Annotated in this window: 20 protein-coding genes and 1 tRNA gene; 8 read left to right on the forward strand and 13 right to left on the reverse strand. The window is 67.9% G+C overall.

Features of this window, described 5'->3' with window-relative positions; translation table 11 throughout:
* Positions 1–122 precede the first annotated feature (122 nt).
* Entirely contained in the window at positions 123–701 is a 579-nt protein-coding gene (locus IF12_RS0121640) for a hypothetical protein (protein ID WP_051704738.1), read from the reverse strand.
* Between the two features lie 153 nt (positions 702–854).
* Here IF12_RS0121640 and IF12_RS25895 point away from each other — a divergent pair, with 153 nt between their 5' ends.
* Entirely contained in the window at positions 855–1,475 is a 621-nt protein-coding gene (locus IF12_RS25895) for a hypothetical protein (RefSeq protein WP_156036877.1), read from the forward strand.
* A 141-nt stretch (positions 1,476–1,616) separates the two neighbouring features.
* On the opposite strand, the gene folE is transcribed toward IF12_RS25895, so the two are convergent.
* Both folE and ftsH read right to left on the reverse strand, forming a co-directional pair.
* Positions 1,617–2,258 carry a GTP cyclohydrolase I FolE gene (gene folE, locus IF12_RS0121650; protein WP_030162243.1) on the reverse strand — a complete coding sequence of 214 codons (642 nt, stop codon included), beginning with the start codon at positions 2,256–2,258 and terminating at the stop codon, positions 1,617–1,619.
* A 109-nt stretch (positions 2,259–2,367) separates the two neighbouring features.
* Positions 2,368–4,335 (reverse strand): ATP-dependent zinc metalloprotease FtsH, encoded by a 1,968-nt coding sequence (gene ftsH, locus IF12_RS0121655; RefSeq protein ID WP_030162245.1) that lies wholly within the window; start codon positions 4,333–4,335, stop codon positions 2,368–2,370.
* Positions 4,336–4,677: 342 nt separating this feature from the next.
* Between ftsH and hpt the strand changes: the two genes are divergently transcribed.
* Positions 4,678–5,256 carry a hypoxanthine phosphoribosyltransferase gene (hpt, locus tag IF12_RS0121660; RefSeq protein WP_030162246.1) on the forward strand — a complete coding sequence of 193 codons (579 nt, stop codon included), beginning with the start codon at positions 4,678–4,680 and terminating at the stop codon, positions 5,254–5,256.
* A 612-nt stretch (positions 5,257–5,868) separates the two neighbouring features.
* Here hpt and tilS read toward each other — a convergent pair.
* The 3 genes from tilS to dacB form a co-directional block, all read right to left on the reverse strand.
* A complete protein-coding gene (tilS, locus tag IF12_RS0121665; protein ID WP_030162248.1) occupies positions 5,869–6,831 on the reverse strand; it encodes a tRNA lysidine(34) synthetase TilS in 963 nt (320 codons plus the stop codon).
* Positions 6,824–7,936 carry a zinc-dependent metalloprotease gene (locus tag IF12_RS0121670; protein WP_197034832.1) on the reverse strand — a complete coding sequence of 371 codons (1,113 nt, stop codon included), beginning with the start codon at positions 7,934–7,936 and terminating at the stop codon, positions 6,824–6,826. The genes tilS and IF12_RS0121670 overlap by 8 nt, the downstream gene beginning before the upstream one ends.
* Before the next feature lie 216 nt (positions 7,937–8,152).
* The gene (dacB, locus tag IF12_RS0121675) at positions 8,153–9,598 is read right to left on the reverse strand and encodes a D-alanyl-D-alanine carboxypeptidase/D-alanyl-D-alanine-endopeptidase (protein ID WP_081913837.1); all 1,446 of its coding nucleotides are present in this window, start codon (positions 9,596–9,598) and stop codon (positions 8,153–8,155) included.
* Positions 9,599–9,672: 74 nt separating this feature from the next.
* Between dacB and IF12_RS0121680 the strand changes: the two genes are divergently transcribed.
* Positions 9,673–10,170, forward strand: a complete 498-nt coding sequence (locus tag IF12_RS0121680) for an inorganic diphosphatase (RefSeq protein ID WP_030162254.1) — start codon at positions 9,673–9,675, stop codon at positions 10,168–10,170.
* Between the two features lie 317 nt (positions 10,171–10,487).
* Here the strand turns inward: IF12_RS0121680 and IF12_RS0121685 are convergent, their stop codons facing one another.
* The 4 genes from IF12_RS0121685 to IF12_RS0121700 form a co-directional block, all read right to left on the reverse strand.
* A complete protein-coding gene (locus IF12_RS0121685) occupies positions 10,488–11,231 on the reverse strand; it encodes a YaaA family protein (protein WP_030162257.1) in 744 nt (247 codons plus the stop codon).
* A 647-nt stretch (positions 11,232–11,878) separates the two neighbouring features.
* The gene (locus IF12_RS25900) at positions 11,879–12,217 is read right to left on the reverse strand and encodes a hypothetical protein (protein WP_133884443.1); all 339 of its coding nucleotides are present in this window, start codon (positions 12,215–12,217) and stop codon (positions 11,879–11,881) included.
* 72 nt (positions 12,218–12,289) lie between these two features.
* Positions 12,290–12,853 carry a hypothetical protein gene (locus IF12_RS25905; RefSeq protein ID WP_133884442.1) on the reverse strand — a complete coding sequence of 188 codons (564 nt, stop codon included), beginning with the start codon at positions 12,851–12,853 and terminating at the stop codon, positions 12,290–12,292.
* A 171-nt stretch (positions 12,854–13,024) separates the two neighbouring features.
* On the reverse strand, positions 13,025–13,891 hold the full coding sequence (locus tag IF12_RS0121700; protein ID WP_030162259.1) for an alpha/beta fold hydrolase: 867 nt from the start codon (positions 13,889–13,891) through the stop codon (positions 13,025–13,027).
* Between the two features lie 167 nt (positions 13,892–14,058).
* Between IF12_RS0121700 and IF12_RS0121705 the strand changes: the two genes are divergently transcribed.
* Positions 14,059–14,134 (forward strand) — tRNA-Lys (locus IF12_RS0121705).
* A gap of 562 nt (positions 14,135–14,696) precedes the next feature.
* Entirely contained in the window at positions 14,697–15,650 is a 954-nt protein-coding gene (locus tag IF12_RS25910) for a hypothetical protein (RefSeq protein WP_133884441.1), read from the forward strand.
* A 1,125-nt stretch (positions 15,651–16,775) separates the two neighbouring features.
* On the opposite strand, the gene IF12_RS0121710 is transcribed toward IF12_RS25910, so the two are convergent.
* Positions 16,776–17,357, reverse strand: coding sequence for a TetR/AcrR family transcriptional regulator (locus IF12_RS0121710; protein ID WP_030162260.1), 582 nt, complete (start codon positions 17,355–17,357; stop codon positions 16,776–16,778).
* 82 nt (positions 17,358–17,439) lie between these two features.
* On the opposite strand from IF12_RS0121710, the gene IF12_RS0121715 reads away from it, so the two are divergent.
* From IF12_RS0121715 to IF12_RS0121725, 3 genes are all read left to right on the forward strand, one after another.
* Positions 17,440–18,012 (forward strand): dihydrofolate reductase family protein, encoded by a 573-nt coding sequence (locus IF12_RS0121715; RefSeq protein WP_030162263.1) that lies wholly within the window; start codon positions 17,440–17,442, stop codon positions 18,010–18,012.
* 6 nt (positions 18,013–18,018) lie between these two features.
* Positions 18,019–18,519, forward strand: a complete 501-nt coding sequence (locus IF12_RS0121720; protein ID WP_030162265.1) for a DUF1772 domain-containing protein — start codon at positions 18,019–18,021, stop codon at positions 18,517–18,519.
* Positions 18,520–18,714: 195 nt separating this feature from the next.
* The gene (locus tag IF12_RS0121725; protein ID WP_030162267.1) at positions 18,715–18,924 is read left to right on the forward strand and encodes a hypothetical protein; all 210 of its coding nucleotides are present in this window, start codon (positions 18,715–18,717) and stop codon (positions 18,922–18,924) included.
* 59 nt (positions 18,925–18,983) lie between these two features.
* On the opposite strand, the gene IF12_RS0121730 is transcribed toward IF12_RS0121725, so the two are convergent.
* Complete coding sequence (locus IF12_RS0121730; RefSeq protein WP_030162268.1) at positions 18,984–20,123, reverse strand: amidohydrolase; 1,140 nt, start codon at positions 20,121–20,123, stop codon at positions 18,984–18,986.
* A gap of 269 nt (positions 20,124–20,392) precedes the next feature.
* Positions 20,393–21,313 (reverse strand): alpha/beta fold hydrolase, encoded by a 921-nt coding sequence (locus IF12_RS0121735; RefSeq protein WP_030162270.1) that lies wholly within the window; start codon positions 21,311–21,313, stop codon positions 20,393–20,395.
* Positions 21,314–21,511: the final 198 nt, after the last annotated feature.

Consider the following 21,511-nt stretch of genomic DNA (forward strand, 5'->3'; position numbering starts at 1 on the left):
CCCGCGTCACCCTTGTGCCGGGGGCCCAGTGATGTCCGTTTTGAAGGCTGAAGCCCGGAACCTCCCCTGAAAACGACGGCGGACGAGCCGCGAGGCGGCCGCCATTCACCCGCCGCGGCCGTTCACTGGGTCCACAGGTGCTGGATGTAGGCGTCGCGGGCCTTCGGGTACATCCCGGTGCGCTGCCAGCGGTACCACGCCCGCTCCTCGGCGACCCGCACGCAGAAGTCCCCGTCGATCTCGAACGGCTCCGACACGCAGCGGAAATCGTCCCTGAAGGCCCCGTCGGTCCAGTACCAGACCCGCCGCCCGATCAGGCTCGGCACGTCCGAGGCCGGGTAGGGGCGCCGCAGCGGCGGCGCGTCCGGGTCCGAGAGCCGCTCGATCAGGTAACCGGGCCGCGGCGCGCCCGTGCCCGGTTCGGGCCGCTGCACGTACACGTCCTCGGCCGGGACCAGGCTCGCGTACGCGTCGCCGTCGCCGTCGACCGCCCGGTAGTAGTCCGCCTCGGTTATCAAGGGCACCAGCAGCATCCCGTCCCTGGTGATCGGGTCGTCCGCCCGCAGGTCGAACTGCCACCCGCAGCCGGGCGCGCCCAGGACCACCCGCGACGAGTGGAGGTCGATGGCCCGCGCGGCGGGCACCGGCACCAGCGCCGGGGGAGGCTCGGGAACGTCGAAGGCGCTGTCGTCGACTCCCAACGCGAACTCCTCACTAATGGGACAACCAGAGGCAAGGGGGACTGGAGAAAGCATAGGGGGTTGGCACACTCTGGGGATTCACGGCCCATCCGACGGTCGTAGAGTTCTCATCACAAGCACGGAACACTTCTCACGAGCCAAAGGATGAGAGCCATGAGCGAGTACGAAGAAGCCGGTGTCGAAGCGGACGTCGCGACCGAGGAGTACACCGCCGAGGAGGAGACGTACTACGACGACTCCACCAACCTCAGCACGGTTGAAGAGACCTTCGACCTGGACGGCGACGGCTACGCCGACGACACCATCTCCGCCGGCGGGGTCACCCTGATCGACGTGGACGGCGACGGCACCGCCGACGCGATGGCCACCGACTACGACGGCGACGGCATCTCCGACGAGGTCCTGATCGACACCGACGGCGACGGCACCTTCGAGACCGCGGTCTACGACACCAACGGCGACGGCCTGATCGACACCTACGAGTCGGACACCGACGGCGACGGCATCGTCGACCAGGTCTCCTACGACACCGACGGCGACGGCTACGTCGACCAGGTCGCCACCGACACCAACGGCGACGGCTACGCCGACGTCGTGGCCACCGACTACGACGGCGACGGCCTCGTGGACGAGATCGTCGTCGACTCCAACGCCGACGGCATCGCGGACACCGTCCTCGCCGACACCGACGGCGACGGCTTCCTCGACACCACCTACACGGAGTCGACCCCGGGCGGGGACTCGTTCCAGTCCCAGACCGGTCAGGTCATCTAACGACGGGTGCGTGAGACCTGGACACCCCTGGACTCTACTCATCCTGAGAGCGAAGGCCGGATGCCGAGCATCCGGCCTTTTCGCTGCGCGGGAAACGACGACGCGGTCCCCTGCGCGACCGCAGGCGGCCGCGACCGCAGCTCAGCCGGTGGTGCCGCGCAGCAGCGACATCGCCTCGGCGCGGGTGCGCGCGTCCGACTGGAGGATGCCGCGCACCGCCGAGGTCACCGTCTTCGAGCCCTGCTTCCTGATGCCGCGCATCGACATGCACGTGTGCTCGCACTCGACCACGACGATGACGCCCTTGGCCGACAGCGACCGGTACAGCTGGTCGGCGATCTGGCTCGTCAGCCGCTCCTGCACCTGCGGGCGCCGCGAGTAGACCTCCACGAGCCGCGCGAGCTTGGAGAGCCCGGCGATCTGCCCGCTCTCCCCGGGGATGTAGCCGACGTGGGCGACGCCGGTGAACGGCAGCAGATGGTGCTCGCAGAACGACTGGACGTCGATGTCGCGCACCAGCACCAGCTCGTTGTGGTTCTCGTCGAACGAGGTCTTGAGGACTTCGGCGGGGTCGACGCGGAGCCCGGCGAACAGCTCGGCGTAGGCGCGGGCGACGCGGCGGGGGGTCTCCTTGAGCCCGGGGCGGTCGGGGTCCTCGCCGACCGCCGTGAGGATCTCGCGGACGGCGGCCTCGATGCGGCCCAGGTCCACCGCGTCCTCGACGGGGCTGCCGTTGATGCGGCCGTCGACCAGGCGGGCGGCCAGATTGTCGAGTTCAGGCATCGCACAAGCTTACGGCTTTCCCCCGGCGGCGCCGGTGGGCTTCGTCACGAGCCGGAAACGAACGGGCCCGCCTACCTGGGTAGACGGGCCCGAGAAAATTCTCCGCGCGTTACGTGGGGATGTCGGCGTCCTCGGTCGAGGGGCCGATCTCGATGGTCCCGTCGGGCTTGGAGCCGTTCGAGGTCGACACCGGCGGGTTCCCGAGCTTGCGGGAGGCGGTCCCGTTGAACGGCGCCATCGGCGGGCGCTTGACGACCCGGGTGGCGATCCGCGCCAGGTCCTCGGTGTTCAGCGTCTCCTTCTCCAGCAGCTCGACGACCATCTGGTCGAGCACGTCCCGGTACTCGGTGACGATCGCGTACGCCTCGTCGTGGGCGAGCTCGATGAGCGCCCTGATCTCGGAGTCGATGTTCGAGGCGACGTCGTCGGAGTAGTCCCTCTGGTGGCCGTAGTCCTTGCCGAGGAACGGCTCGGAGCCGCCGGTGCCGTACTTGATCGCGCCGAGCTTGGCGGACATGCCGTACTCGGTGACCATCGCGCGGGCGACCTTCGTGGCCTTCTCGATGTCGTTGGAGGCGCCGGTGGTCGGGTCGTGGTAGACCAGCTCCTCGGCGGCCCGCCCGCCCAAGGCGTAGGCGAGGGTGTCGATCATCTCCGAGCGCGTCTGCGTGTACTTGTCCTCGACCGGCAGGACCAGGGTGTGGCCGAGGCTGCGGCCGCGCGGGAGGATCGTGAGCTTGTGCACGGGCGCGGCGTGCGGCAGCGCGTGCGCCACGAGGGCGTGGCCGGCCTCGTGGTAGGCGGTCATCTTCTTCTCCTCGTCGCCCATGACGCGGCCCTTGCGCTCGGGGCCGGCGATGACGCGGTCGATCGCCTCTTCGAGGGCGTAGTTGGAGATGGCCTTCTCGTTGCGGCGCGCGGTCAGCAGCGCCGCCTCGTTGATGACGTTCTCCAGGTCCGCGCCGGAGAAGCCGGGGGTGCGGCGGGCGATGGTGCCGAACTCGACGTCGGGGACGAACGGCTTGCCCTTGGCGTGGACCGACAGGATCGCCTGGCGCCCTTCCTTGTCGGGGGCGTCGACGGGGATCTGGCGGTCGAAGCGGCCGGGGCGCAGCAGGGCCGGGTCGAGGATGTCGGGGCGGTTGGTGGCGGCGATGAGGATGACCCCGCCGCGGGTGTCGAAGCCGTCCATCTCGACCAGGAGCTGGTTGAGGGTCTGCTCGCGCTCGTCGTGCCCGCCGCCCATGCCGGCGCCGCGGTGGCGCCCGACGGCGTCGATCTCGTCGACGAACACGATCGCGGGGGCGTTCTCCTTCGCCTGGGTGAACAGGTCGCGGACGCGGCTGGCGCCGACGCCGACGAACATCTCCACGAAGTCGGAGCCGGAGATCGAGTAGAACGGCACCCCGGCCTCGCCGGCGACGGCGCGCGCGAGGAGGGTCTTGCCGGTGCCGGGAGGGCCGAACAGGAGCACGCCCTTGGGGATCTTGGCGCCCAGCTCCTGGTACTTCTTCGGGTCCTCGAGGAAGTCCTTGATCTCCTTGAGCTCCTCGACGGCCTCGTCGGAGCCGGCCACGTCGTCGAACGTGGTCTTCGGGGTGTCCTTGGACACCATCTTGGCCTTGGACTTGCCGAAGTTGAGGACGCGCGAGCCGCCGCCCTGCATCTGCGACATGAAGAACAGCAGGAGCAGGACGATGAGCACGATCGGCAGGAGGCTCAGAAGGAACGACACGAACACGGAGGTCTCGTTGACCTCGGTGTCGAAGTCGACGCCGGCCTCTTCGAGCTCGGTCGCCAGCGACTCCATCAACCCGGAGGGGACGTAGGCCTCGACCTGGCCGCCGTCGCGGAGGTCGAGCTGGACCAGCTGCTCCTTGTCGAGGAGCTTGGCCTCTTCGACGTCGCTCTTGTTGATGTGGGCGAGGACTTCGGACGTGGTGGCCTGCTCGTAGTCGGAGCCGCCGGACCAGAAGCTGCCGATCAGGACCGCGATGAGGGCGATGAGCACGATCCAGACGAGCGGCCTGCGGAAGAACCGCTTCCGCTCAGGTGTGGGTCTCCCGGCGTCGGCCACTCGTTTCCTCCTGCTGCTTCGTCGCGTTTTCGAGTGTCTGGGGCGAAGCCGCGGCTCGCGAACTCCGTCGAGCCCGGCAGGTTTCCAGGGTGCAGGGCTTTGACACATCGAACGTACACGGTGCGGCGCTTGGACGTCCCGCAGCGTCGGCGCCCCGATGACGGCGCTTCGCGCCGGATACCGCCCATTACCCGCCCCGCTGATAGTCCGTAATTAGTACCACGGGCGAGTTGAGTTCGCCCACCCAAGCCTGCGGCGCGAGCGATCGGGTGGCACCCTTGTCACATGACGTCGGAGCTAGCCAGCCCAGCATCAGTACCGTCAGCAGCAGCACGGGACGCGGTGTTCGATCCTGATTCGTGGTACGCCGAGGAGATCGAGCGGACCATCATCACCGAAGACGAGATCCGAGCGAAGGTCGCCGAACTGGGCGCCCTCGTCTCGGCCGACTTCGCCGAGAGCGCATTGGAGACCGGCGACGAGCTGCTCCTGGTGGGTGTGTTCAAGGGGGCGGTCATGTTCATGGCCGACTTCGCGCGGGCGCTGTCGGTGCCGGTGAAGATGGAGTTCATGGCGCTGTCCTCGTACGGGAGCAGCACGACCTCCTCGGGGACGGTGCGCATCCTCAAGGACATCGACTCCGATGTCGCGGGGAAGCACATCCTCGTGGTCGAGGACATCATCGACTCGGGTCTGACGCTGTCGTGGCTGCTGAAGTACCTGGAGGGGCTGCACCCGGCCTCGGTGTCGGTGGTGTCGATGCTGCGCAAGCCCGGGGTGCAGCGGGTCGACATCCCCGTGAGGTACGTGGGCTTCGACATCCCGAACGAGTTCGTCGTCGGCTACGGCCTCGACTACGCCGAGCGCTACCGGGAGCTGCCGTTCGTCGGCGTCCTCAAACCCGAGGTCTACCAGAAGTAGGTCAGGCGCGCGACCGGCCCGCTTCCGGACCGGCCGTGCCGGATGGCGCGACCGGCTCGCTTCCGGACCGGCTGCGCGGCCCGTCCGCTGTCGGACCGGCCGCGATCCGCACCGCGGAAGCCGAGCCTGCTCATCCGTTCCGTCCCGCACGGCCCGCGCGAACGCGCGGGCCGTCCTTCTATTTCGCTATAAGCGGAACTCGAAGTGACCCGACCCGAAACTGTCGTACCCGCGAGGCACCTTGGAAACCGGGGAACCTCAACCCAGTGGCGAGCCGCTATTCGTCGTGCCCCGAAACCACCGGCGGCCCCCATGCCTACGCGACGAAACGGCCCCGGTTGGTCCCACACCAGCGAACCCGGCTCTTGCGAGCCGAAACGGCTCGGTCCACCTCCAGTCCGCCCTTCCTGCGGCGGACCTCCATGCGGGCGGACCGGAAATAGCCCACCGGCCGTCCTTAATCCTCGCAAGCCGATACGTCTCAGCCCGCCTCCAGCCCGCCGTTCCTCCAGCGGACCTCCGCGCTGGCGAACCGAAACAGCACACCGCCCGCCCCGATACTCGCGAACCGAAACGGCTCAGCGCGTCCCCACACTTGCGAGCCGCTACGGCTCAGTGCGCCTCTAGCTCGCCGTTCTTCCGGCGGACCTCCACGCCGCCGGGCAGGAACGTCGGACCCTGCCCGCGCCAATCGGCCACCAGCGCGTCCAGCGCCTCGAGATGCCGGTGATTGAGCTCCGCGCCGTTCGCACCCGCCTCCAGCGCCCAGGCCCGCAGCACCCGCCGCCGCACCGGCTCGGCCAGCGCCCCGACCCGCGCCGCGTCCAGTCCGCGCTGCGCCCTGCACTCCTCCAACGCCACCGCCGCCAAGGCGTCGAGATGATCCGTGTCGGCCCCGACCAGCGCCGCCGTGCGCGCCAGGTTCGCCACCAGCCCATCCCCGAGCACTTCGACCAGCGCTTCGAGCGTCGGTCGCAGCGCTGAGCGCAGATACCGCGGGTCCGCGTTGTGCGGATCGATCCACGGTTTGAGCCCGCGCTCCTCGCAGGCCGCGTGCGTGTCCGCCCGCGCGATCTCCAGCAGCGGCCGCCGGTAGCGCCCGCGCACCGCCCGCATCCCCGCGATGCCCCGCGGCCCCGCCCCGCGCACGAGCGCGAGCAGCACCGTCTCGGCCTGGTCGTCCCTGGTGTGGCCCAACAGGACCGCTTCAGCGCCGTGCCGCTCCGCCGCCGCGTCGAGCGCCGCGTACCGGGCCGTGCGGGCCGCCCCTTCCGGACCGCCGTCGCTTTCGACCTGCACGCTCACGGCCTCGGCCGGTTCGAGTCCCACGGTGTTCGCCCACGCCGCGACCTCGGCTGCGCGCGCGGCCGAACCGTCTTGGAGTCCGTGGTCGACGCTCACGAGTCCGGCGCGCAGTCCCATCCGAGGGGCGCAGAACGCGAGCGTGTCGGCCAGCGCGAGCGAGTCCGGTCCGCCTGAGCAGGCCGCGAGCACGAGGCTCCCGGGCGCCAGGTCGGCGAGGCCGGCCCGGACGGCGGCGCGCAGCCGCGCCACCGGGGCCGGCAGCTTAGCCACTTGCGGAGCCGGGTCCTTGCAGCGAGAGCCGGCGGGGTCCGAGGACCCGGGCGGCCCATTGCTGCGGGAAGTCGATCTCGGTCTCGGTCGGCAGGTTCGCCGGCTGCTCCCAGACGCGGTTGAACCCGCTGAGCCCGTGGGCGTCGACGATCTCGTCGACGAAGCGGCGCCCGGCGGCGTACTGGCGCATCTTGGCGTCGAGTCCGAGGAGCTGACGCATGAACCGCTGGAGGGCGCTGGGGTTGGCGCGGCGGCGGTCGAAGCGGCGCCGCAGTAGGGCGACGTGGTTGACTGCGGTGCGCCCGACGCCGTCCATGACGGCTTCGGCGTGGCCTTCGAGGAGAGTCATGAGCGCCTGGATCTGGGAGATCGCGGCGCGCTGCTCGGGGCTGGTGACCGCGGCCATGACGTCGGAGCCGGGCGATTCGGGCGCGGTCTCGTCGTCCTCGGTGCGGGCGGAGGCGAGGGCGCGGCGGACGGCGCGGGCGAGTCCGGCGGTGGAGGACTGCTCGGGTTCGGCGGCGTCGAAGAAGGTGTGGATGAGGTCGTGGAAGTGCGGGCGCATCCACGGGACGGCGGTGAACTGGGTGAGGTGCGCGGCTTCGTGGATGGCGATCCAGAGGCGGAACTCGCGCGCCGGAAGGCGCAGGCGCCGTTCGACTTCGACGATGTTGGGGGCGACGAACAGGAGCCGGCCGGTGTCGGTGGAGAAGGTCTCGAACTGGCCGAGGACCCGCGAGGAGAGGAACGCGAGGACCGCTCCGGTCTGGACGCCGGTGAGTTTCGCGGCCGCGGTCACCGGGGCGTCGGGGTCGTCGGCGGTCGCGCCGAGTTCATTGAGGAGCCGGCGGAATCCGGCGATGTTGACGCGGCTCCAGCGGATGCGGTCGACCACGGCGATCGGGGTGTCGGCGACGGGGGTGAGTCCGGTGTAGTCGGCGACGAGGTCGATCGCGCTGCGGGCGTGGCGGTGCAGGTCGGCGACGACGTCGAGGGCGCCTTCGGGGCTGATGCGCGGCCCGCCGCGGCTGAAGGCGCGGGAGCAGGAGGCTGCGGTCTGCCAGTCCACGGACGGCAGCATCGGGTTTCCTGCGGGCGGCGCCATGGGGCAAGCCTATCCAGAGCGGAGTCGTCCCGCCACTGTCTTCGGTACGCTCGCGCGCCCCGATCCGAACGCGTGCCGGCCGGGAGCCCGGGAGCGGCCGCGGCAAACGCAGGTAAATATTCGCGCGTGCGGATTCGGGCCCCGCCGCTCCTTGCCGGGCCCCGCCGCTCCTAGCTGTCGGCCACACCCGCCTCCGACCGGCGTCCGTCCGGCCGGCTAACACCCGCATTGGGACACGGCCGCGGTGATCTCGTCCATGGCCGCCTCCACGGCGGTCTCGCTGGAGTGCTGGTTGCTGATGAGGGAGAAGATCAGTTGGCGGCCGTCGGCGGTGGTCAGGGTGCCGGTCAGGGAGATGACCATGACGTCGGTGAGCGTGCCGGTCTTGGCCCGCACGACGCCTTCGCCCTCCTCCGCGGTGTCGAACCGGCCGCTCAGCGTCCCGGAGTATCCGGCGACCGGCAGCGACTCGAACACCGAGGCGGCGCGGGTGCCGACCGAGCCGAGCAGCAGCTGCGTGAACGCGTCGGCGGTCATGCGGTCGGTCTGGGACAGGCCCGAGCCGTCGTGGAACACCAGCCCGGTGGTGTCCACGCCCATGCCCTCCAGGGTCGAGGTGTGCGCGGTGGACATGGCCTCCCAGGTCATCTCGCCCTCGACCGCGAGCGCGGTCTGGAGCGCGACGGCGTCGCTGAGCAGGTTGTCCGAGGTGAGCAGGAACGAGTCGGCGAGGGCGGCGATCGGCGCGGAGTAGACCGTGGCGAGCGCTTCGGCGTCCGTGGCGGCGACGCCCGTGGCGACCTCGCTCGCGCCGAGCAGGTCGGCGAAGGCCTCGGCGGCGACCATGGCCGGGTCGGGGTAGTGCTCGGAGTACTTCTGGGTGTTGTGGATGCGGCCGCCGTCGACCATGACCGGGGCCATCGGGGCGGTCGAGTAGACCACGTCGGAGGCGAGGGTGCCTTCGGCTCGCGTGGTGTCGGTGAACAGGCTCGTGTCGAGGTAGACGAGGGCGGGCACGTCGCCGCCGCGCGCTTCGAGCACGGCGTCGGCGAGTTCGGTGAGGCTCGACCCGGCGGCGTAGTGGTCGTAGTAGCCGGTGCCGTCGATCGTGAGGGTCACGTCGCCGCCGCCGACGAGGACCACGCTGTCGTCGGTGGGGCCTTCGACGACGGTGGTCGGGATGCGGTACTCGGCGCCGAGCTGCTCGAACGCGGCCACGGCGGTGACCACCTTCATGGAGGAGGCGGGCGCGAGCGGGGTGGCGCCGAGCTGCTCGAAGAGGGCCTCGCCGGTGAGGGCGTCGGCGAAGGAGGCCGAGACGGTGCCGTCGAGGCGGGCGTCCTGGAGCAGGCCCGGCAGGATCGAGTCGAGGTCGGGGAGGGGTGCGTCGGGGTCGGGGGCGGCGAGGACGAGGTCCGGCTGCGCCGGCGGGTAGGCCTCGGGGGCGATGAACTCGCCGGTCTCGGGGCCGGACAGGGACGCGAACTGCAACACCAGGCCGCCGGCGGCGGCTACGGTGACGACGATGGCGAGGGCCGCGAGGACCCGCGTCAGCACGCGGCGCCGACGCGCCTGCCCGGGGGCGGGCGAGGGGGGTGCGGCGGGTCGGGCGTGTGGCGTACTACTCGCGACCTTGGGGTCGGCGTTGTCGCTGAGGGACATGCACAGAGACTAGGCCATGTAGAGCGAAGCGCGCCATGAAGAGCACTGCTATAGAGCCTGGAGGGGGTTGGCCGATGGAGTTCGACGTGACGGTGGAGATCCCGAAGGGGAGTTCCAACAAGTACGAGATCGACCACGAAACGGGACGGATCCGCCTGGACCGGACTTTGTTCACCGCGACGGTGTATCCGGCCGACTACGGTTTCATCGACGACACCTTGGGCCAGGATGGCGACCCGCTGGACGCGCTGGTGCTCGTGGAGCCGACGTTCCCCGGTTGCGTGATCCGGGCGCGGGCGATCGGCATGTTCCGGATGCGCGACGAGAAGGGCGTGGACGACAAGGTGCTGTGCGTCCCGGCCGAGGATCCGCGCAAGGACCGGTTCAAGGACATCGCGGACGTGCCGGAGTTCGACCGCCTGGAGATCCAGCACTTCTTCACGGTCTACAAGGACCTGGAGCCGGGCAAGAGCGTCGAGGGCGCGACCTGGACCGGAAGGGCCGAGGCCGAGGAAGAGGTGCGCCGCTCCTTCGAGCGCGCGAAGGCCGCCGGCTACAACTCGAACCACTGAGACCAGGCCGCCGAAGACCAAAGGCCGGCCGACCACAATCGACGCAGAGCTTTCCAAAGAAGAGGGGCGACCCGGGCAAAAAACCCGAGCCGCCCCTTGGTCTCGCCGAATGTCAGACCCCGAAGGCAGGGTTGTTGTCAGGGACCTCGCGAATAAACGCGTGGGTAACTCCCACCCGACACCCGCTTCCACCCCGGCTTCCAGCCCCGGCGGCGCCTTATGTCAGACCCCGAGGGCAGGGTTGTTGTCAGGGGCCCCGCGAAAAAACGCGTGGGTAATTCCTGATCGCCCCGCAGGCCCTCAGACTCCTCGGCCCCTCAATCGTTCACGATGTCGAGCAGCCAGGGCTTCGAGCGGCTCGCCGGTTCGTTGAGCTCGACCTTCCACCCCTGATCGGCGAGGAAATTGCCGAGGTCGGCCGCCGATTCCGGTCGCGCGCCACCGGCGAGCAGCGCCCGGGCCACCTCGCCGCGAGTCGCCTTCGCCATGTGGGTCACCACGCTCCGCTTCCCTTCGGCGTCCTGCTTGAACACCCGCACCGACACGCCGCGATCCTTCGGGCCCCACACCTGCGCGTACGCGCCCGACCGCAGGTCCACGATCAGCTCGTCTCGCGCGCCGAGCACCTCGGCGACGACCGGACGCCACAACTTCGCGAGCCCCTCGGTCTCAGGCAGCTTCGTGCTCATCGGCATCCGATACGGCGGCACCCGGTCCGAAGGCCGCAGGAACCCCCACAGCGGTGAGGCGATGAGCACCTGGTCGCCGTCGGGCAGGTCCCCGAGGCCGAGCCGCTCGTACAGCACACCGTTGTAGAGCTCCCAGGCCGCAAGGGTCGGCGCGGTGCGCAGCGACCGGTTCGCCTGGACGTAATGACGTGCGGCCGCAGGGAGTTTCAGCGCCTTCACGGCTGCGTCCTCGTCGGCGCACAGCTCGACCAGACGGTCGACGAGGAGGTCGCGGACGGGGTTCAGCGCCGGAGAGGAGAGTCGCCCAAGGTCGAGGGGAGGACCGTCGCCTTGAACGGCCTTGCCCTCTGACGGCGGCAGCAATATGAGCACAGCAGGCGAGTCTACCTGCCCGTCCGTCCGCTGCCGTCGGGGCCGTGCCGTGCCGTGCGCCTTGTCGGCGGATCGCCTGCGGTATCACCCGACCGGGGGTATCCAGCCTCCCTCCGATGGTTTATAGTACATATGTTCGATCAAGCGGGAGCGGGCCCGACCCCACCGAGGGCTTCGTGTGACGCGAGTCGAATAGGCGCGGCGGCGGTCCTCCGCAACTGCCGCCGCGCCGTCCACCAGCGGCAGACGAGCCCACACCGTCGCCGCAGGCTCCACCGCCACCGCCACCAGCCCGGCGGTGGAGTCCGGTCCAAAACAAGCCTGCCACCGACCACCGACAATCCGCTTCATCAGCCGGATGCTCGGCAGACGCGGCCAGGGCGGAAGACCGGCTCGACCAGCATGCCCCGTGGCTCGTGGATGTTCCCCCGGAGCGACCGGGACGGGAATCCGAACTCCACTTCATGGACCCCGGATGCGGCACTCGCGCAATAGAATCGGACCTTTTCGTGCCTGACCCCTAGAGCCCCGAGAGCACCGCCGTGAGCACCCCCGCCGAGATCATCGCCAAGCACGGGTTCACCTCGCACGAGGACGTCGACGACCTTCCGATCGCCTATCGCGATCGCGAAGGGCGCCATCACATCTCACCGCAGATCACCGCCAGGTTCGAAGACGCGGACAAAGCCCGGGCCGAGCAGCTCACCACCGAGTGGCCGAGCCCCGGCCGGGCGATGCTCGACGTGCTCGTGTGCACGGACGAGAAGGTGAGCGGCACCGGTGTGCTGCTGCTCGATGGCGAGCCGGTCGCGGCCGGGGACGGGCGCTACCAGTTCGAAGTCGATCCGGGGCCGCACCGTCTCGAAGTGCAGGGCGGCGACGCCTCGTCCACCGCCTTCGTCGCCGTCGCCGGCGAACGGCACTGCTTCACCAGCGGCCACCGGGTGGCCGTCAGGAACGGGGTCGGATTCCGGAACGTGCTCCATCGAGTCCGCGACGAACGAGGACTACTGCCACTGCTGAGGGGAAGGTCGGCCAGGGCCTCCTCCACCGGTTGTCTACTGGCGGTAGGCGCCTGGCCGACGTTCATCCTCGGTGGCATCCTGATGGACCGACACTCCGGAGTCTGGGGCGTCGTCGGGGCCGTCCTGCTCGCCGTGGGCCTCGCCGCGCTCTTCGGTGGATTCACGATGGGCGCGGTCACGACCCTTCGGCTCCACAAGCGAGCGATCGCCTCCAGAATCGACGAACCCCGCACCGCTCCAACGATTCCCGGCGGCTACGCCGGGACCGCCATCGCCTTCCCCTCCGGGAACGAAGCCCGCGACTGGGCGCGCAAGCGGCCGGAGCGCGGTGTCCTGCTGGTGTTCGACCTGTTCCTGTACAAGCTGTCCCGCGCGGCCGACCGCAACCCCTCGTACACCGGCAGCGGGGAGGCGTTCGCGTTCGCTCACGTCGAACACCCACGGCTCCGGATCGACGGAGCACCGGCCCCATGCGACTGGGCCGCTTGGTATTACCCGCTCTCCCCGGGGGTCCACCGCTTCACCGTCGAGCACGGCGAGGCGCGGCACGAGTTCGAGGTCAAGGTGCCCGACTTCGACTCGATCACCGTCATGCACGTGCCGATCCGAGCGTTTCTGTTGCAGCGCCCGCAGTCAGGGGCGATCGAGTCGTTGCCCTCGCAGATTCGGGACCGGGAAGTCTGGAGCGCGAAGCGGATCGCCATGGACACCCGTCGGCACAAGCTTGAGACCTGGGACCCGCCGCGGATCTGGCCTCGCGCTCGAGCGTTATTCGGCCGAGCCGTCGAGAACCTTGCGGAGGAACGCGGCGAACGCGTCGGGCTTGCCGGTCTGGCCGTACTCGCCGCCGAGGAAACCGCCGTGGTTGCTGGGGAAGTACGTCGGTTCGAGGCCGAGCTTCTCGGCGACGATGCGGGAGGTGCGGCCGGTCAGCTCCTCGCCGGTCTCCTCGCCGACGCCGATCACAATTCGAGTCGAAGCGGCGCGGAGGGCCTTGAAGTCCGGCTCGAAGGCATTGCAGGTCACCATGTTCTGGCCGAACATCGGGTCGTCGCGATTGCCGTCGTCCCCTGTGGGCAGTCCGAAGGCGGCCGGGTCGGGCGCGGGCCGGTCGAGGTAGTCCTCCGGGAGCGGGCCCTGGATCGAGATCAGCGCGATGAACTTCGCCATCGCCGGGCCGAAGCCCTCGCGCAGGTAGGTGTCGCGGATGTCCCGGCTGGCCGCGAGGGCCGTCGCGCTGTCGGGCAGGAGGCTCGCGGTGGGCGGCTCGTGCGCGACGAGGGTGCGAACCAGCTCGGGGTGGCGGGCGACCAGGGCGAGGGCGTTGACCGCGCCGCCGCTGGAGGCGAACATGTCCACCGGCTCGTCGCTGACCGCCGCGATGAGGCGGCGGAGGTCGTCGGCGTGCTCCTCGGGGGTGCTCTCCGCCGCCCCGTCGGTGCGCTTGCTGCGCTCGGAGCCGCGCGGGTCGTAGGTGACGATGGTGCGGTCGGGGAAGTGTCCGGCGAGGGTCGCGAAGCCCGGCGCGGCCATCGGCGAGCCGATGAGGAGCAAGGGCGTTCCGCCGCGTTCGCGGACGTCGTAGTACAGGTCGGCGCCGGGTGCGTGCAGGACCTGCGTTCGCGGTTCGGTCATCGGGTCTCCTCGGTCGGTGATCGAGTGTTGCCCGTAGAGACGAGGGGCGAGCCCCGAACTCATCGCCGCGCGCCCGGCCGGATAGCCTTGAGCACCGCATGCAGCAGGCCGCACTCGGCCCATATGCGCCTCCGATGCGGCCCGCGGATACTGTACCCTCTTCGCGGGGGCCTCTAGCTCAATTGGCAGAGCTGCGGACTTTTAATCCGTAGGTTCTCGGTTCGAGTCCGAGGGGGCCCACCACAACAGCCCTTGACCAGTGCATTCCATGGTCGATCGGTGAATCCCCAGAGCCTGCGCCATGGTGGCGTACGAGGAATCCGAGCCGGTCACTGGCGAACGGATCGCATCGGCCCTGAACGCATCTCTGTAAAAGCTGCATCCTTAGGTTTCGGACTCGGAAGCGAACACCGCCGCCCGACAAACTGAGACCGAACCGCAAGACCAGGAGCCCACGGACTCCAACACCATCACCGCCGGACACGCCTACTGGGCCGCCCCCCGCCGGTACCGAACCATGGGCCGGAGACCCTGCCCGATGGACCCCCGCCAGAGACCTCACCGCAGGCACCTGGCTCCACACCGGCCACGGCACCTGGACCCAGACCACCGCCGTCACCCACCACACCGACGAAACCAGCACCCGCAACCTCACTCGTCTCGCCCTGGCGGTCGAAGTTTCGGCATGGATACATTGGTGTGCCTGATGTAAGTCGATCGAAGTTCCGGTTGAAAGTGGGGGTCTAGGGTGGGTTCTAACAGGGAAAATTGTGAAGTAATCGAAGTTCCAATCGCATTGGAACAAGTGGTTGAACCTCCCTGTGATTCATTGTCGATTTCGAGTATTGGAATTGGCATCGACGACTCACTTATTGTGAAATGGGACCAAGATGGTTCCCTCCAAGGTCATCGTTCTCCGGGAAACACGAGTTCGTCCGGCGGTTTGATCACGGTCAACAAGCTTGACGGAGCTATTGATCGGATAAGCACGGAGGTCTCGCCGAATGTGTTCACCGGAATTCAAGCTCTGCCTCATCATGAGTTTTTGCTCTATGGCGCACCGTTTCAGCCGGGTGGACTTGACGCCGAATGCAATGCTGTAGTCATTGATGCGAGCGGAAATGTTCGACGGACTGGATTCCTGGGACCAGGTATCAATGATGTCCGAACCACATCGGCGGGCAGGATAATAGTTGCCTATAGTGATGAAGGTCTTCTTGGTGGGGAGGGGGAATGGGGCGTTGTCGGGGGCGCAGGAATCTCAGAGTTTGACCTCGATTTCAGGCAGGTTTGGGCGTATCCGAACGACGGCAGTGTGGAAAGTATCATCGATTGCTATGCGCTCAATGTTGTAGGAGAAGCGGTATGGGCGTATGGGTACGACGCATTTGACATCTCTCGAATTGACCGCGGAGTGGTATCAACGTGGTCGAATCGGTTGAAGGAAGGGGCCGGTGATATCTTGGTTGCCGGTGCCGCTATTGCGCTTACCGGTGGATATGATGAATCCCCGGACAAGCTGTCGATATACTCACTTGAAGATGGATTTATTCAGCAGATAGGTGAACGACGGCTTATATTCGAGGGCTTGAAACCGGCCAGCAGAGTGAACCGCCCCGATCAGGTCGCTTGGAACTTCAGCTTCGCCAACGGGTCGATGCTCCATCGCGTGACTCTCGATGGAAGATGGTACCGTATCGACATATCAGAGCTTATTGCCTTATTACCCCCACTATCCGTCGTCGCAGTTCATGGGTAGCGATGCCGTATTACGTGATAGAAGTCGGCTGCGCGAATCCGCGTTCGACCATCTCCGGCATGTGAGACTCGACCTTGTACAGCCAGATGGGCAGGATCGGCCCTTGGCGGCAGCGTTCGCCGTGTGCTGGAAGCGCATCAGCGCTCCCGCGTCGCTGTCAGTCTGACCGACACCCCCACCTCGCCGATTTGCCGCCAAAAGGAGAAGCGGCGACCGTGGCCAGTCCCGCGACACCGCCAGGCGTCGATCGGAATGCACGCCGGGCCGGCACCACCTTCCACGGTCGAGAACGAACCGAGAGAACTCAGGCTGACACTCAACCACGCAGGGCGGTTCAGGGAGCGATCGTGGCATTGACAGCGCGTGCCGTATACCTTAAGTTCTGATGCACCTCGATGCGGACACCACCCCGGAACGTGGACAGTGGATTCGGACCGGTGCCGACCCCACTGGTGCCGCTCGCACAGCAGATGGCGGTTGCTTTTGGAGTGCTGATCAACTCTGAAATATCAGCCTCGGGATCTATCAGAGGAACAGGTCGGGTTTACTGGTATGGACAAGATGACGGTTCGACGGCGACACGCAGTTGTCGTGTTCCGATCTGTAATTGCGATGATTCTGATAGCACAGGGGATTCTACTGCTCTTGACAAAGGAAGAATCGATAGCATCCGCCAGAGCGGCGATCGATCGGGACATTGAGCTTGATTCGAAGAACTACCTGGACCTGATCGAGTCGATTGTCTCATATCGACATATGACGGTCGCAGTATTTGCGTTGATACTCGCTGGGTTCTGTATATTGCTCGCTGTAGCTGACGCGAAGGGCCGTCTTCGGGATAGTGCTCCAGGTTGGCTGCTGTGGATTTTCGCAGTTCTTGTGTTTTGTATATTTGAGATCGGAAATACAACCGGTTTCTCACTGAGGCCTGGTTTCGAGTACGAATTGGTGCGAAGTTTTGTAAGCAGGAGTGAGCTTCCTATTGTCGCGTTCGTCAATATTATGGCTTGGATCGCCCTGTATGTTGGATTGCCTATTTCAAATATTTGGAAGTCCAAGCTGACACAAGGTCTTACGCCACCTCCAAGCGAGTCGCGACAGTAAAGTGTCTGTCGCATCGGCTCCTCAGTCGTTTTCGGCGGGGAGGATTCGGGTGGCGGCTTCGGTTATGAGGGCGTCGGCTCGGTCTTGGTCGAAGAGGTCGGGGAGTGTCAGGCGTTCCACTATGAGGCCGTTGAGCAGTAGGTAGAGCAGGACCACCGCGTCGTCGTCTCCCGGCAGGCCGCTGCCGATGTGGAAGTCGATGTTGTCCTGCACGATGGCGCGGACCTGCTCGGTGAGGGCCGTGCGCAGTTCGGGTCTGCGGGTCGATTCCAGGCGCAGCTCCAGCATCGCCAGGTGCCCTGACGGGAAGGCCGTGATCCGCTCGACCATCTCGTGCAGGAGCCGGTTCGCTGTCGCGCGGGTGCGCGGCAGCGCGAGGGCCTCGCCCATGACCGTGGGCCCCGGGTCCAGCCGCTCGAAGACCCTGCCGCTGACCTGCATCAGCAGTTCGTCGCGGCTGGCGAAGTAGTTCGAGGCGGTGCCGACGGGCACCTTCGCCTGCTGGTCCACCGCGCGGAACGTGAGTCCCCGGGCCCCCTGTGCTGCGAGCACTTCGATGGCGGCGTCGACGAGCGCCGCACGGCGCTCGGGGTTCTGGCGCATGTTCCACTCCTCGATTGACACCACTTCAGGCGTAGTGGTATGTTCAAACCACTTCATTCATAGTACTTCAACCGGAGTGTATATGCGCGAGCTGACCTACTACGTCGGCGTCTCCATCGACGGCTACATCGCGGGCCCCGGCGGCGAATTCGACCGCCTCCCGATCGAACCGGACGTCACCGCTGCCATGAGCGAGGTGCGGCCCGAGACCGTCCCGACCGCCTTCCGGGAACTCATGGGCCTGGAAGGCGCGCCCAACCGCAGCTACGACACCGTCCTCATGGGACGCGGCTCCTACGAGCCCGCCCTGAAGGAGGGCATCACCAGCCCTTACGCGCACCTGCGGCAGTACGTGTTCTCGAAAAGCCTTTCGCCCGAGGAGAGCGCCGGCGTTACCCTTGTAGGCGCCGACCCGCTCGACTTCGTGCGCGGGCTCAAGGCGCAAGAGGGCCTCGGCATCTGGCTCTGCGGCGGCGGCAAGCTCGCCGCGGCGCTGGCCCCCGAGATCGACGAGATCGTCCTCAAGCGGTACCCGGTCGTCTTCGGCGGCGGCATCAGCATGTTCGACGGCCCGTACGAACCGCGCAGCTTCGTTCTCGCCGAGAACCGCACCTTCGACTCCGGCGCCGCCGTCCAGACCTATCGGAAGGAATAGCCGCCCATGCGCCTGCTCCAACTCCTCGCCCTGCTCGCAGCGACCCTCAGCGCCGGCCTCATGGCCGGGCTGTTCACCGGCTTCTCCTACGCGGTCATGCCCGGCATCAAGATCCTCGACGACAGGTCCTGGGTCGCGGCGATGCAGCAGATCAACCGAGTGATCATGAACGGCTGGTTCATGACCGCCTTCCTCGGCTCGGTCGCCTTCACCGGCGCCGCCCTGGCCTTGAACTGGTTCTCCGACGACCGGTCGGCCCTGCCTTGGATCGCCGTCGCCCTCGTGCTCGCTCTGGTCGCGTTCATCGGCACCATCGGCGTGAACGTCCCGCTCAACGACCAGCTCATGGCCGCGGGGGACCCGTCGACGTTCGACGACCTCGCGGGATTGAGGGAACGCGTCGAAGCCAAGTGGATCGCCTGGAACACCGTGCGCGGCGTCGCCTCGCTCGGGTCTCTCGCGGCGCTGGCCTGGGCCCTCGTCGTCCACGGCCGTGCGAGCGGATGACCGCGGCTGTGACCTGCGGCATTATCGATGCCCTGGTGTTCACCAGGCTTACCCGAGGGTTTCCTGGGGCGTAATGAGCCGGTGACACGGGCCGGTCAGAGTAGTGCGCGAGGCCCGGGAACCACCGCTTCGCGGAGGGCCTCACCGCCGCACCGGCGCGGCAGCTACCCGCATCACCGCCCGGAAGGAACACCGATGGACCCTTACGCGTTCTTGGCCATCCAGCTCATCAGCACCGAAGCGAAGTCGGCGCTGCCCGACGCCCCGGTCGTCCCGGAGCGGCCTTCGCTCGCCAGCCGTATCGCGGACGGCCTTGCCGCCGCCCGCCGCGGCCTCTACGCCCGCGCACTGCGGGTGCCGACCGAAGCCGCGCTGAAGCGAACCGAGGTCCGCCGAGCCGCCTAGGCCTGCAAGCGAACAGCGGCCGGGGAGCTACTGCTCCCCGGCCGCTCGTCGTGTCGGCCTCAGCCGACTTCGACGCCTTCGATGTAGGCCTGCTCGACCTTCGAGTAGATGTCGAGCGGGTCGCCCGACCACACGCAGAAGTCGGCGTCCTTGCCCGCTTCGAGCGAGCCGATCCGGTCGTCCACGCCCATGATCTTCGCCGGGTTGATCGTGACCGAGCGCAGCGCGGTGTCGCGGTCGAGCCCGGCCTTGACCGCGAGCATGACCTGGATGATGAGGTGCTCGATCGGGACGACCGGGTGGTCGGTGGTGATCGCGAGCGTCACGCCCGCGGCGGCGAGCTTCGCGGCGTTCTCCGGCCAGCGGTTCACCGTCTCCACCTTCGAACGCGAGCACAGCAGCGGGCCGAAGATCACCGGGATGCCGCGCTCGGCGACGAGGTCGGCGAGCAGGTGCGCCTCGGTGCCGTGGTCGAGGACCAGGTCGTAGCCGAACTCCTCGGCGACGCGCAGCGCGGTGGCGATGTCGTCGGCGCGGTGGCAGTGCTGGCGCCACGGGATCTCGCGGTCGAGGACCTTCCCGAGCACTTCGAGCTTGAGGTCGCGGGCGGGTTCGTCGCCCGCGCGGTGGTTCTCGGCCTCCACGAACGCCTGCCGCAGGACGCCGGCGGTGCCCAGGCGGGTCGACGGGGTCTTCTTCTGATCGCCGTAGACGCGCTTCGGGTTCTCGCCGAGGGCCGACTTCACACCGGACGGGGAGCGCAGCACCATCTCGTCCACGTAGCGCCCGACGGTCTTGATCGCGACGGTCTCGCCGCCGATCACGTTGCCCGAACCGGGGTTGACGTTGACGGCGAGCACGCCGCCCTCGAGGGCCTCGGCGAAGCCGGGCTCGGCCGGGTTGATGCCGTCTAGTGCGCGCACGTAGGCGGTGTTGGGGTCGGTCATCTCGTTGGTGTCGTTGCCGGCCCAGCCTTCGGCGACCTCGTGGACGCCGAGGTGGGTGTGGGCGTCGATGAGGCCCGGCACGATCCACTTGCCGGTCGCGTCATGGACCGGGACCCCTTCGGGCACCGTGAGGTCGGCACCGCCGACGGCGCTGATCAGGCCGTTCTCGACCAGGAGGGTGCCCTGCTCGATGGGAGCGGAGGTGATGGGGACGATCGTCGCTCCGCGGAGCGCGAATGTGGCCGCTGACATGGACCCGCCTTCCAGGTGGCTTGTCGGGTGATCGATGGGGCGGTGGCCCCGGCATCATCCTGCCCGACGAACTAGCCGCATGGCTAGCGCTCCGTCTGTTTCGTGGACCGTTCCACTTGCCGTACAAAGTACGTCGTGCGTCGTATGGAGTACTTTGTACTTCGTACGATGTTTTGCCTTTGGGGTGCACTGGACTCTGTGCGGTGCACAGTATTTGATAATTGTCGTACGCAGTACGCAGTACGCAGTACGCAGTACGCAGTACGTTGTCAGGCTGCCCAGCGGATGATTTCTTTGGTCACGGTCTCGGGGGCCTCTTGCTGGGGGAAGTGGCCTATGCCGTCGAGGAGTTTCCACTCGTAGCGGCCGTGCACGTAGCGGCCCGAGCCCTGCGCGGTCCTCGGCAGGACGCAGGTGTCGAGCGCGCCGTGGAGCTGGAGGGTCGGCACCGGCGTCGGTCGTTGCAGCAGCTTCACGAACCGCCTCCCGGCCAGGCCCATCGCGGTGCGGAACGGCCACCGGAACGCCTCCAGCGCGCAGAACGCCGCCTGCGGGATCTGGATGACGTCGCGGCACGCGCGCACGTACTCCTGGAAGTCGCGGCTGCCGCGCCAGCCCGGCCCCGACCACGCGTACATGAGGTCGGCGACCTTGCGCGCGTCCCAAGCGGTCAGCTTGTGCTCGTACCGGGGCATCTGGAACGCGAACAGGTGCCGGGAGGCCGACAGCTGGCCCTTCGGGTCGACCGCGAGCGCGGCCCGCTGCCGCAGCGGATGCGCCGCGCCGAGGACGATCAGCGACTTGAACTGCCTCGGGTGGAATGCGGCGGCAGCGAAGCCGAGGATGCCGCCGAGGTCGTGGCCGACCACGGTCGCCTCGCGCTCGCCGAGGGCGCGCACGAGGCCGACGACGTCGGCGGCCATCGTGTAGGCGTCGTAGCCGTGGGGCGGCTTGTCGGAGGCGCCGTAGCCGCGCAGGTCGACGGCGACGACGCGGAATCCGGCGTCGGCCAGGGCCGGGATCTGGTGGCGCCAGGCCCACCAGAACTCCGGGAAGCCGTGCAGCATCAGGATGAGCGGGCCTTCTCCGGATTCGACCACGTGGAAGCGCGAGCCGTTGGCATCGATGTGCCGGTGGGTCCAGGGGCCTGGTTTGAGGGCGGCGCTGTCGGCGAAGGTCTTGCGGGTCACGCAGCACAGCGTACGAGGTGACGACTTCGGGGCGGCGCGGCGGAGCCCGTACGCGCGCACGCGTCACGGACGGGGCGGGAGGCGGGGGAGTTCGTACCCCGGGGTCGGGTGTGTCGGATCACGGGACCCCCCGAGTCAAATATGACGCGGGGGTGCGACAGTCCCCTTAGGTGCGGGGTGCGGGGTGCGGGGTGCGGG

The organism is Glycomyces sp. NRRL B-16210, assembly GCF_000719515.1.
Taxonomy (GTDB): domain Bacteria; phylum Actinomycetota; class Actinomycetes; order Mycobacteriales; family Micromonosporaceae; genus Glycomyces.